The organism is Bacillus tianshenii (genome assembly GCA_020524525.2).
Classification (GTDB): Bacteria; Bacillota; Bacilli; order Bacillales; family Bacillaceae_N; genus Bacillus_AV.
Genome location: CP129018.1, coordinates 11,770 through 24,373, shown reverse-complemented (window position 1 = coordinate 24,373; position 12,604 = coordinate 11,770). Strand labels below are relative to the sequence as shown.

Here is a 12,604-nt window from a genome sequence, read left to right as displayed (position 1 = left end):
GACCCACCATCCGCACCGTTCCTTTATTCTTTCGCATTAGCTATTAACAATTCCAACATACTCGGGGAATCCCCCTAGAGAAATGGACAAAAAAAAGAAGCCTTCCCTTAGTTGAAGACTTCTCACTCTATGTTAGGAATAAAAATACTAACCAGCGTGCCATTACCTATTTCTGAATCGATTGAAACACTCCCATTGATTAATGCAGCGCGTTCTTGCATCCCAAATAACCCTAATCCATTATGCTGAGTTTTAATATATTCCTCTATATCGAAACCCTTTCCATAATCCTTAACCGTCATCTGAATACCATCTTCATTAATAATTAAATCAATATCAATACTGTCTGTTTCAGCATATTTTGCTGCATTATTAAGTGCTTCTTGAAAGATACGATAAAGCGCTGTTTCTACTTCTGGATCAAAACGCTTCACCTTACCTTCTAAGCGAAAGTTCACGATTGTCCCAAATGTTTGTTCATACCGTGCAATATGAGAACGTAAAGCAGGGATTAGCCCAAGATCATCAAGTGCACTTGGCCTTAATTGATAAGCAATATTTTTCACTTCAGTCATTGAGCTGCTAATTAAATTCTCAACCTGACCAATCTGTTCGAGCATTTTCTGTTCTTTTGCCGACCGCTTAAACATTCTGACAGACATAAGAATGCTGTACATCGATTGACCAACTCCGTCATGCAATTCGCGCGATACCCTTCTTCTCTCATCTTCTTGAGCATGAATAATAGCAGATGTTAACTTCTTCTCTTGTTCTTGTAACTTTTCCTCAGCTATTTTCCACTGGGTCTTTACTTGCTCCCTTTCTGTATAAACCCGGGCAAACTGCGGAAAGAAAATTCCTTTCAATAAAAAGAAATAGCCAAGTGCTTTATAAATATGTCCTAGCAAATTATCAAGGTCATAAACTCGTAAATATAAAGTGAAAATTAATTCACCGAAAAACAAGAAAATAACACCTACGATAATGGTCAAATCATCTGGATTTTTTGTTCTCCGATAATCTTTAAATATAAACAACAGTGTCACAAGATGAATAATACTGATGACGTATTCAAAAGCAATTTTAATCGAGGTAACGCCTTCACCCTCTATCAACAAGACAGGTAAATTCTCTGCATTTGTAAGAATAAGCACAACTAAAAAAACATTATAAAGACAGGCAGAAATCAAGAAAATGTTTTTCTGCTTAAAGTTAAGCTTATATTCCTTCCCTTTAATAAAGATAAGCCCAAGCCCGATACTTTCTGTAAAGCGTGCAAGTATCCAAAACCATGTAGCAATCGCAATTGTATGCTCATGCTGATAAAACGGCATACCTTTGTATGTAAGGGTATGCGCTAAATCAAGAACACCAACAACGAAAAAAATCAAGCTTAACGTCAGCTTCTGTTGAGATTGTGTGTATGGAAAAGTCAACCACCCATAGAAAAAAATCGAGAATGACACAAAAATACTGAACAGCTCAAAAATTGTATGTAATACTAAATAATACGAATCATCATACCAAAATGTAAGGCCATCGTGAAAAACTCTTGTCATCAAAAAAATGCCAAATGCGCCAAAAAAGAAAATAATTGTTTCCGTTTCTTTTTTTCTCAGCCTCGTCATATTCACTCACCATATCCATGAATAATATTATTCAAAATCAAGCAATCCATGCTTAAGGGCATATTTCACAAGTTCAGGTCTTGTTCGAAGCTGAAGTTTCTCCATAATTTTGGCCCGATGTGTTTCAATTGTCTTGACTGACAGATAGAGTATTTCACCAATTTCTTTATTTGAATAACCCTTCGCTATGTATGATAAGACTTCTTGCTCTCTAGGACTTAGACTTTGAAAGGATTCCTCCCCTTCAGAGACCTTTTCCATATAACTTTCGATAAGAATTTTTGTTGCTTTTGGATACAAATATGCTTCGCCATTATAAACCGTCCGAATAGCTGTAATTAAATCCATATCTTCTGCACTTTTCAGAAGATAACCAGACGCTCCTGCCTGTAAAACTCTGAAAATATATTCACGGTCATCATGCATCGTTAAGATAAGGACCTTAACCTCTGGGAAGCGACTCTTAATTACCTTTGTAGCAATTAAACCATTTTTCCCGGGAGGCATATTTAAATCCATCACGATAATATCAGGGGAAAGCTCCTCTGCAGCAGTAATGGCTTCATCCCCAGTAGAAGCACTACCGACAACTTCCATATCCTCTTGTTCATTCACCATCATTTCCAAGCCTGATCGAACAATTGCATGGTCGTCTGCAACGATAACTCGAATTGAAGTCATTCCTCACCCTCCATCCTCTACTCCCCTCATTATATACAAAATTCTACATAATTTCCTTGTTTATTTAATTTAATGATGCTTTAAGACTAACTTATTCGCAAAAAAACAGGAAACATAAATATGTCTCCCGCTACTCTTCTGATAATCCTTTTGCTTTTTTTGTACAACTTTCCATTGCTGAAAGAATAGAGCCACGGAAATTATTTTTCTCAAGTGCTGTAACAGCTTCAATCGTTGCACCACCAGGGGAACACACTTGGTCTTTCAACGCACCTGGATGTAGATCTGTTTCAAGTACCATTTTCGCCGCTCCTAAAACTGCTTGTGCCGCTAGCTTATATGCCTGTTCACGTGGAATCCCTTGTTTCACACCGCCATCTGCCAACGATTCAATGAACATATAAACATATGCAGGGGATGAACCGCTAATTGCTGGGATGGCATCCATTAACGATTCGTCAATGACTTCAGCTTTTCCAAAACTCTCAAACAGCTTCAAGACAGCCTTCAAATCATCGTCCGTTACATATTCATTTGCACATATTGCACTCATTCCTTCACCGACAAGTGAAGGGGTATTCGGCATTGTTCTGATCGCCTTAATTTTTCTGCCAAAGGTTTGCTCCATGAACTTTAAGTCGATGCCAGCAGCAATTGTTACAATAATCGTCGTTTCCTTTATCAATGCCTCGATCTCAGCAATAATGCTTGCATACTGATTTGGCTTTACAGCTAAAAATAAAATATCGCTGTATTCAGCAACCTCTGAATTTCTCTTCGTAACTTGGATGTTTAAGCTTTCTTGTACATGATGTAGTGTCTCTTCGCTCATTGCACTCGCCATAATATCTTCTGGCGCCGCTACTTTCGCTTCAACCATTCCTTTAATAATTGCCTGTGCCATATTTCCACAGCCAATAAATCCGATTCTTTTGTCCATCAATTCTCACCCCTTGTCATGATATTGGGCTAAACTATTTACAAGTTTATCATTATCTCGTGACGATCAAAAATAAGGCATCTGATCTTTCATTCAGATGCCTTACCCTAATTTACGCTTTAATTCTGTTACATGTTGTACAATCTTATTCGCTGCTTTCGGTTTGTGATGGATAAGCAGAAAAATTTGAAAGACCGTAAACGTTAAGAATGACTTCTTATATGCTAGATATTTCGGCTCCCAATTGTGAGCGAATTTCTCTTTATATTCTTTTAAGCCTTTAAATTTGTATAAAAAATTCCCATGCAAAAACAACATATGAGCAAATTTCTCATGTGTTCTTGCAAACTTACAGTTCCCAACATTCGCTAAAGGGGCAACTCCTAAGCTGCAATTCTGATAGCCATTTTCCTTCGCCCAAAAAAAGATCGATAAAAACAACATATCCATTGTACCGTGAGGACTATTAGACAACGAACGCATCAAATCAATTGTAATATTCTTACCCTCACCAGCGAGTGTTGCAAATGCAATTAACTTTCCTTCAGGATTATATAATGTAGCTACTGGAAAAAGAGAAACATATTCTTTATCAAAATAACTAACAGAAAATCCTTTTTCTTTTCGCTTATCAAGCCATGAATCAGATACAACTTTTAATTCTGCAAGCAGCTTCCCCGAATATGGAGGTTTTATTACTTTAAATTGAAAGCCATTTCGTTCAAACTTATTTTTTCTTGTGCGAAGCTTTGCGCCTTTCTTGCCTGCAATTGAGAATTCAGGAAGTTCGACTTTCCCTTCCTCACCAAGCTTAAAAAAGCGATAACCAGAATCATGATAATACTGCATATATTGTGGACTTATTTGATAAAAAACAGGCACACACCCATGTTTCTCAGCATATTCTTTAAATTCCTTAATCCCTGCTTGAATGGATGAAGCTGCTCCAATTGGGTCCCCTAATACGATCAACTTATTCATGATTTTCCGGTAGGCAATTAACACTCGCTTTTCTTGTGCCCAATAAAGTTGTTTATCGTTCAAAAAGATTAAATGAGCTGAGCTATGTTGATCATATTGCTTAAGAAAAGTGGCCACTTCACGATAATCGACTTCATCTTGGACAGGCAGTTCTTTCTTTGTTTTTACCATATACATCCCTACGTAACTAATAACTAAAATAAAAGTTAGATAGGCCAAAGACAAACCTAGGTTCTCCATCACTAAATTGTCGAACATAACTTCCCCTCACTTAAAACCTTCTAATAATAGAATATACCATACTTAGGGATAAATTCGACGTTCAATATAAAAAAATCTTGTGAAATATTTTACAAACAGGCTCTGTTAAACGTTGCTGTTGATTTCCACAGGGCAGAAGTCAGCGCCGTCTGCTACAATCAAAAAAAGAACCTGCATGTCGGCAGGCTCTTTAACGATGAATCGCTGTTTCATATTGTTTTAGAAATGCAATCATGTCTTCTTTAAATTTAAAAAAGCGATAATCATCTTTATGGGCAGCTTTTTCAACAACGGTTAATTGTGTCGGCTGATTTGATTCCATGCTTATCTTAGCAAAGGGAAGCATATTATTGTGAAGTGGAGCTAAACGGTCTTTCTCCCCACAGTACACTTGACATGGAATATCAGGAAAGCTATCAGTCTTTAATTCCCAGTCATGAAGGTAATCATCTATTTTTTTGACAGGCATCTCATAGGCTTTGGAGAGCTCTTCTCCAATTCGGTCTTCCTTTTCAAGTTGAAGAATATATTTACGGTGGGCAGCCAAATCCATAACAGGCTTAATGAGCGTTAACGTGGCGATAGGAATTGCTTTTTTTATAGCTAAACGTAGCCCTAATATGCTTCCCATGCTGATTCCAACAACATGGATTGGCAAGCGCACATGAAAATGTTCTTTCATCATTTTATATAAATCTCGAATAGCAGAAACAGCCTTGCTGCTTCCCCAGTTGCGGTTATAAGCATTTGAATACCCGACAATATAACCTTGTTCGTTCAGTTCTTCAACAAACTTCATTCGTTCTGCTTTCTTGTGCAGATCTGTTTTCCCCTTATTAACAAAACCGCCTGTTCCGCCTAATAAGACAACGCCCCCACGTTGTGGCTTATTCTTCGCAGGCAATGAAACATACACATGCTGATCCTTAAGCTTGGTGAACACTTCATTCGTATCGATGAAAAATCTCTCCCTATGTCTTTTTAGAACAGCTTCAACACTATTCCATCTTTATTTACTTTTAACCATTTACACATTACTAATAACCGAAAAATAGTATTTAATATAGGAGTATATACAAAAGAACACTTGAAATCAAGTTTTCTATCAGGTTATGAACAGCGTTTTTTCGAAAAAGTCAATAGCTAAGCGTTTACATTTGTATGAATTTTTCATATGATGAAGCAAAATTCATGTTTATTTTCCACACTTAGGGGGCAGGAATTCATGCAGGAACAACTTCAGTTAAATCACCTATACGATCTTCTGCTTAATGAAATAGATGTCGGTGTCCACGCAATCGATTCCAATGGAACGACAATTATTTATAATAAAAAAATGGCTGAGATTGAATCAATGGAAATAAAGGATGTATTATATAAAAACCTTCTCGAAGTGTTTCAATTTAGCGAGGGCCAAGAAAGTACACTTGTGAGAACATTGCAGGAAGGAATACAGTCGAGGAACGTCAAGCAAACCTATTTTAATAATAAAGGAAATGAAATCACCACGATTAATGACACATTTCCAGTTAAACATGGCAAAACAATCGTAGGGGCAGTAGAAATTGCAAAAGATGTCACGAAGATCGAGCGCCTTATTCGTGAAAATATGGAGCAAAAAGGAAATACAAAATATACCTTTGAAAAAATAATTGGAACGAGCATTGAGCTTAAAGAGATTATTGAGCATGCCAAGCGTGCCACTCGGACAAGCTCTTCTGTCTTAATTATCGGAGAAACAGGAACAGGAAAAGAAATTTTTGCCCAAAGCATCCATAATGGAAGCCACCGTTCTGCAAAGCCATTCATTAGTCAAAACTGCGCTGCACTTCCTGATAGCTTAATAGAAAGCTTGCTTTTTGGTACAAAGAAAGGAGCATTTACAGGTTCAACTGAAAGACCAGGCCTATTTGAGCAAGCTGAAGGCGGAACCTTATTACTTGATGAAATAAATTCTTTAAGCCCTAACTTACAGGCAAAATTGTTAAGGGCCATTCAAGAAAAATCCATCCGACGCGTCGGTGGTACGAAGGATATTAAAACAGATGTCCGTATAATTGCGACAATTAACGAAGACCCGATAGATGCGATTGCCAACAATCATTTACGCAAAGACCTTTATTATCGATTAAGCGTTGTATCTCTATTTATTCCACCATTAAGAGAACGTAAAGCTGATATTGCACCACTAGTTCAGCATTTTATTGATAAATATAACTACCTTTTTCAAATGAATGTTAAGGATCTGACAGACGAGCTGGGCCAAGCATTTTATGAATATAATTGGCCCGGAAATGTGAGGGAGCTTGAGCATGTTGTTGAAGGTTCAATGAACTTAATTACGAATGAAGAATGGATCGACTATTCCCACCTTCCCCTTCACTTTCGAAAACGCTCATTACTATCAGAGAAGGAGTCTTCACCTTCAGAGCAACCAGAAGCAGTAACCGTTCCTAACCATAAAGAGCAGACCAAATCTTTGAAGGATTATATGAGTGAAATTGAACGAGACTACATAGAAGAGGTCTTAGAAGAGCATAACTTTAACGTTACCAGTGCCGCTTCTGTCCTCGGTTTAAGCAGACAAAGCTTACAATACCGATTGCGCAAGTTCGGGATCGAAAGAGAAAAAAATAAAGGAACAATGCAAAAAAACGGGGCTGTCCCATAAGGTCATAAAATGACTTTATGGGCAGCCCCTAAATTTTTTATTCATTTCATAAAAAAGTGCACAAAAAAATCGCCTCATCGTTTAAAATTAAGTCACCACAACTAAACAAAACGAAAGAGGCGATTTTTTGTGTGTAACCAAGTGGCTACTTTTAAAGATTATAACATGAACCAGCTGATTCTTCCTATGGATTTTTCAGATTTCATTCCAAAAAATCATGTCGCTCGTGTGGTAAACGACATGATTGAAAAAGTGGATGACGAGCTGTTTATCAACGTTTATAAAGGCGGAGGAAGACCCGGCTATCATCCGAAAATGATGACTAAAATTATTTTATATGCTTATACACAAAAGATGTTTTCATGTCGTGATATGGCGAAGGCCCTTCATGAAAACCTCCCGATGATGTGGCTGGCTGCTCAACAGACCCCCGATTTCCGCACCATCAACCGATTCCGTTCTGAACGATTAAAACCCTTAATGGATAAGCTGTTTACGGAGTTGATTAAGCTTCTTATTAAAGAAGAATACATTGACGGCAAACAGTATTTTCTGGATGGTACCAAAGTCGAAGCGAACGCTAATAAATACTCATTTGTATGGAAGAAAAGCACCCTAAACTATGAAGAGAAACTCCAAGTAAAGATGGAGGCTCTTCTTCATGAGATTGATGAAGCGATCGAAGTCGATGTGGCTTTATTAAAACAAGAGGATGCTTTATTTCAGAAAGAACGCATTTCAAGTGAAGCTCTTCAAACCGTTGTAGATAAAGTAGAACACGAAATGAAAATGCAAGAAGAACAGCTCGAGAATATCAAGGAGCCTGAGACAAAGAAAGAAAAGAAACAAGAGGTTCGCGCTCTAAAAAAGGCATACCGTACCTTATCAGATGATTACCTTCCACGCCTGCAAAAGTATGAAGAACAAGCAGGTGTATTTGGTGAACGCAATAGTTTTTCCAAGACCGATCCAGATGCGACGTTTATGCGGATGAAGGATGACCATATGAATAATGGGCAACTTAAAGCAGGGTACAACTGGCAGGTAGGTACACAAGATCAATATATTCTTTTTTACACCATTCATCATAACCCGACGGATACGCGCACCCTTGAACCGCACCTTGATCAATTGAAAGAAAGCGGACTGCCTCTTCCAGAAACTCTTATCGCAGATGCGGGATACGGAAGCGAAGCCAACTATGCGGTGCTAGAAGAAGAACCTTTTGAAAACTTGATTCCTTATAATACGTTTGCCCAAGAACAAAAACGCTCGTTTTCTAAAAAAGTGTACCATCCGCACAACTGGCATTACGAGGAAAAGGATGATGTGTATTGGTGTCCAAACAATCGTAAGGTAAGCTTTTTGCGCTACAGTAAAAAGACGGATCGATATGGTTATACACGAGACTTCAAAATTTATGAATGTGAATCATGTGAAGGTTGTCCTTTCAAACCGGATTGTACAAAAGCAAAAGGAAACCGACAGATTCATTACAACCCGGTTTATGAAGACTATAAAGCGCAACAAAATGCAAAATTAAATAGTGAAGAAGGCCGAACGCTCTACCAAAAAAGAAAAACAGATGTGGAGAGCGTATTTGGTCATGTCAAACAAAATCTAGGCTTCCGAAGACTTCATCTGCGGGAGGAAGAAAAAGTGAAAATTGAGCTAGGATTGGTTGCCCTAGCTCACAATATGAGGAAACGAGCGACGGCAGACCGTCGCTCACAAGAACAACATCATAAACCGACAAGCAAAAAACCTGGAGGACAGTCAAAAACTGTCTCCAGGTTTTATTTTTTTAGGCTTTTGGGACAGCCTCGTTTTGATTGTCAATTTATAGTTTTACAACGTTTGAAGCTTGTGGTCCACGGTTGCCTTCAACGATTTCGAATTCAACGTCTTGACCTTCTTCAAGAGTTTTGAAACCTTCGCCTTCGATAGCTGAGAAGTGAACGAATACGTCGTTTCCTTCTTCGATTTCGATGAAACCGAAACCTTTTTCTGCATTAAACCATTTTACTTTGCCTGTAGTTTTCATAATCGAAAACCTCCTAAAAAATTAAACTTAACATGCTTCATTATTTATTTTTGCTAAAATAAAAAATTCACACATTATAAAGAGTATCCATTGGAAGTGATAACCCTTTATAATAGGTGAATTTCTGACTTCTTTGGAGATACACATATTCAAAATATTCATTTACCTTTGACCACTTAGGACTCATTCATCATATTATTTTTTGGTAAAACAGTCAATCATTTTGCATTATTTTTTCTCTAGATTTAAGCCTACCCAATTTCCTAAATAATATACACGATAACCTTCGTCATGAAAAAGAAAGATCTGTCCGTGCTCTGCTGATTTTCTCTTATAAGTTTGAACTGATTATATAATGAGAGCAACCAAAACACAATAATTAACCGAAAAAGAAGTCAGCACAACTGCAAGGCCTCTAAAAAGTGCTAACACTGCAGAAGTTGAACAGCTTTTCAGTGGTCTCCCCACTGCCGACTTCTTTTTCCTAATTATTTTTCTTCGACGTCTGTAATCAGCATGTGACCAGGAGAGTGGGTGACCATGATTGATGGTTTGGCTTCAAGACCAACATATTGCGGCGTCACCCCACATGCCCAAAAGACAGGAACTCTCTCTTCGTCTGAAAACGGCGTGTATTCTCCATAGTCTGGAGATGTTATATCTTCAATCCCAATTTCAGCTGGATTACCAATATGTACGGGACCGCCGTGGGCATTAGGAAACTTCTCTGTAATCTCAATTGCTTGCTGTACTTCCTCTTTCTTCAATGCACGCATACTGACAACCATTGAGCCTTCAAACCTGCCTGCACTTTCACAATTAATATTCGTCTGATACATCGGCACCACTTTATTCATCTCTTGATGCAATAAACGAATCCCAGCTTCATTTAATGCTTTTTCAAATGTAAAGCTGCAGCCGAGTAGAAATGTAACGAAATCATCACGCCATACTTCTTTTATATCCAATACTTCATTCACAAGCTTGCCGTGCTGATAAATGCGGTATTTCGGTAAATCAGTTCGTATATCAGCCTCCGCTATGCTCGGATTAAATACTCCTTGCTCAAGCACATCTACTACAGGGCATGGCACTGGGTTGCGGTGGCAAAATAATAAGAATTCAAATGCATACTCTACTGGAAGTATAATCATATTAGTTTGAAGATACCCATCACAGAGACCTGATGTTGTTATGGCGTCTTGATTTTCACGAAATCGAAGGCGCTGTTCTTTCGGTGTACGTTGTTGTTTAATCACGATGCTTCACCCTCTCTTTTTCATAAAGGTAATGAATTCTTAATAATCTGTCAAATAGGCTCTTTCATCCAAAAACACAAAGCCAGCAGATCTGCTGGCTTTGAACATGATTATTTAAAAATATCAAGACTTTTATCATTTGAGTGATATTCAACTTTTGCACCTAACAACTCACTGATCACACGAAGTGGAACAAAGGTTGTGCCATTTTTAATCATTGGAGGTGCATCAATGGACGTTTGAGCGCCATTATTAATAACTTTCTTAGAGTTTACTGTAAAAATGAGCGTACGTTGCTCATCTTTTATCGTAATCTGTTCTGTTTTCTTCTCCCACTCAACGGTTGCCCCAAAGTTTTCAATGATAAAACGCAGCGGGACATAGGTCCGTTTATTTTGCACATAAGGCGCAGCGAGGAGCTTATGCGTTCCACCTGCTGTATATGCATTTGGCTCATTCACAAACAGTTTTATTTGATTTGCTTTCAAGCTGCCAATTGTTACTCCTTTTGTGAAGCTGGACACCTTCCTTACAGCTGTCCGTCCTTTTGAATCATAAGCAATCGCCTCTAATTGGTTCTTTCCACTTTTCAATTGATCAGCATTTAACACAAAAGCAAACGGATATTGTGTTGCCTCTGACAAATAACGACCGTTTAACTTGTAGATGACTTTACTAATGTAAGGATCATAGGATTTCACAAAGCCAATACCATTCATGGATTGACGAACGACTGCACCATCTAACTTCATGACATTCATCGACTTTTCCGGCTCCTGCTCTGCACTTGGGCCATTTACAACGTCAGATAAGTAGTAAGCGTCATTGACAATCTTCTTATACTCAGCAAGAAACTTACTGTTAGCTGTTAAGCAGAAGTTGTTAAATCGACGTGCTTCACTTACATATTTGGCTGTTAATGTATCCACACTGAACCAATGTACCGCCTTCACACGTGGATATTTCATCTTCATTCCTTCATAAAATAAATGCATCTTTGTTATACCAAACTTGGAAACATCTTTATTGGCCACACTAGTAAAATGACTGGCCGCAAATTCTCCAATCATCATCGGCTTTCGGGAAGCATACGTATTGTACACAGTATCAAGAAAATCAAGCGGGTTCACATGATCAGCCGGCTGATTAGCGTTTCCGTTGAAATAAGGAACGCTATAGAGATTCATGCCAACCCAGTCCACCCATTGATCACCTGGATAATACGTATGAATATTATGCTGTGGTACACTGTTTGGTACCCATACCATCGCTACATTTGGTGCTTCTTCCTTCATTACCTTTGAAACAAGACGAAACTTCTGAATGTATTCTTGTGGGTTCGGATGCCACTTCACCCAATCCCCATTCATTTCTGATGCAAATCGCAAGAAAACAGGAACACCAGAAGCTTTCGCATCCCGTGCAAATTCGCGTAAATACTGATTATCCTGCACCTCTGCTAAGCCGTTATTTGGCTCAAGTGCCAGCTGAACTGCTCCTCCTGCTTCTTTCACTTGAGCAACCCACCCAGAAGGAAATGGTGTCCCGTATCTATGGTAGTTAAAGAAAATCGCATGCTCTTTACCTGTTGCTCGATTAAAATTTTGAAATTTGTTTCCTTGCTGCTTTGCTACACCGTCTTGCTCAACATAAGCACCGACATACATGCCGTTTGTCGGTTCAAACTTCGCTAGATTTGTTCGTTTTGCTGTTGTCATTTCCTCAATAAATAGCTCAATTTCACTATTTAATGCGTCTGCTTTATTTTTGGTCGCTAAATACGTATTCTCTGCGCCAAGCTTCTTATGTACAGCCGCTTCGCGGTAATACGTCTTTGCAGCCTGTTGATATTGGCCATTCGCCTCGTATACTTCTGCTAATTTACGCAGTGTACTCGCTTTAGCCGAAATGGAAGCCGCTTTCTCCAGCTCTTTAATCGCTTCATTCAACCTACCAGTTTGCAGAAGCTCTTCTCCCCGCTTATAATGCTCCCAATCACTAGCAGCCTGTGCGTTAAACGGCATCAGTACAAAACCTGCTATTAGAACGAAGAATAACCATTTCATCATTAGCCCTTTCATCCCCATCACCCCTATTAGTCAATTCATACCATTACTTTAATACATCGCATACAAAAAT

Annotated in this window: 9 protein-coding genes and 1 pseudogene; 2 read left to right on the top strand and 8 right to left on the bottom strand. The window is 38.4% G+C overall.

Annotation, left to right across the window (positions count from 1 at the left end; genetic code table 11):
• Positions 1-122 precede the first annotated feature (122 nt).
• The 5 genes from LC040_00100 to LC040_00080 form a co-directional block, all read right to left on the bottom strand.
• Positions 123-1,628 (bottom strand): MASE3 domain-containing protein, encoded by a 1,506-nt coding sequence (locus LC040_00100; GenBank protein WLR51341.1) that lies wholly within the window; start codon positions 1,626-1,628, stop codon positions 123-125.
• Between the two features lie 27 nt (positions 1,629-1,655).
• Positions 1,656-2,309, bottom strand: coding sequence for a response regulator transcription factor (locus LC040_00095; protein ID WLR51340.1), 654 nt, complete (start codon positions 2,307-2,309; stop codon positions 1,656-1,658).
• A 130-nt stretch (positions 2,310-2,439) separates the two neighbouring features.
• Positions 2,440-3,249, bottom strand: coding sequence for a pyrroline-5-carboxylate reductase (gene proC / locus LC040_00090; protein WLR51339.1), 810 nt, complete (start codon positions 3,247-3,249; stop codon positions 2,440-2,442).
• A 102-nt stretch (positions 3,250-3,351) separates the two neighbouring features.
• A complete protein-coding gene (locus LC040_00085; protein ID WLR51338.1) occupies positions 3,352-4,488 on the bottom strand; it encodes a phosphatidylglycerol lysyltransferase domain-containing protein in 1,137 nt (378 codons plus the stop codon).
• Between the two features lie 193 nt (positions 4,489-4,681).
• Entirely contained in the window at positions 4,682-5,395 is a 714-nt protein-coding gene (locus LC040_00080; protein ID WLR51337.1) for an alpha/beta hydrolase, read from the bottom strand.
• A 321-nt stretch (positions 5,396-5,716) separates the two neighbouring features.
• Here LC040_00080 and LC040_00075 point away from each other — a divergent pair, with 321 nt between their 5' ends.
• Complete coding sequence (locus LC040_00075; GenBank protein ID WLR51336.1) at positions 5,717-7,162, top strand: sigma 54-interacting transcriptional regulator; 1,446 nt, start codon at positions 5,717-5,719, stop codon at positions 7,160-7,162.
• Positions 7,163-7,291: 129 nt separating this feature from the next.
• Positions 7,292-8,899, top strand: a pseudogene (locus LC040_00070) (IS1182 family transposase).
• Positions 8,900-9,002: 103 nt separating this feature from the next.
• Here LC040_00070 and cspD read toward each other — a convergent pair.
• The 3 genes from cspD to LC040_00055 all read right to left on the bottom strand — a co-directional run bounded on the left by cspD (position 9,003) and on the right by LC040_00055 (position 12,546).
• The gene (gene cspD / locus LC040_00065; protein ID WLR51335.1) at positions 9,003-9,206 is read right to left on the bottom strand and encodes a cold-shock protein CspD; all 204 of its coding nucleotides are present in this window, start codon (positions 9,204-9,206) and stop codon (positions 9,003-9,005) included.
• A gap of 488 nt (positions 9,207-9,694) precedes the next feature.
• The gene (locus tag LC040_00060) at positions 9,695-10,462 is read right to left on the bottom strand and encodes a putative hydro-lyase (GenBank protein WLR53353.1); all 768 of its coding nucleotides are present in this window, start codon (positions 10,460-10,462) and stop codon (positions 9,695-9,697) included.
• A gap of 113 nt (positions 10,463-10,575) precedes the next feature.
• Complete coding sequence (locus LC040_00055) at positions 10,576-12,546, bottom strand: stalk domain-containing protein (protein WLR51334.1); 1,971 nt, start codon at positions 12,544-12,546, stop codon at positions 10,576-10,578.
• Positions 12,547-12,604: the final 58 nt, after the last annotated feature.

Bases quoted from the DNA above. Each gene is read 5' to 3' on its own strand.
- LC040_00100 (WLR51341.1), bottom strand. From the start codon at position 1,628: ATGACGAGGCTGAGAAAAAAAGAAACGGAAACAATTATTTTCTTTTTT.
- LC040_00095 (WLR51340.1), bottom strand. From the start codon at position 2,309: ATGACTTCAATTCGAGTTATCGTTGCAGACGACCATGCAATTGTTCGA.
- proC (WLR51339.1), bottom strand. From the start codon at position 3,249: ATGGACAAAAGAATCGGATTTATTGGCTGTGGAAATATGGCACAGGCA.
- LC040_00085 (WLR51338.1), bottom strand. From the start codon at position 4,488: ATGTTCGACAATTTAGTGATGGAGAACCTAGGTTTGTCTTTGGCCTAT.
- LC040_00075 (WLR51336.1), top strand. From the start codon at position 5,717: ATGCAGGAACAACTTCAGTTAAATCACCTATACGATCTTCTGCTTAAT.
- cspD (WLR51335.1), bottom strand. From the start codon at position 9,206: ATGAAAACTACAGGCAAAGTAAAATGGTTTAATGCAGAAAAAGGTTTC.
- LC040_00055 (WLR51334.1), bottom strand. From the start codon at position 12,546: ATGAAAGGGCTAATGATGAAATGGTTATTCTTCGTTCTAATAGCAGGT.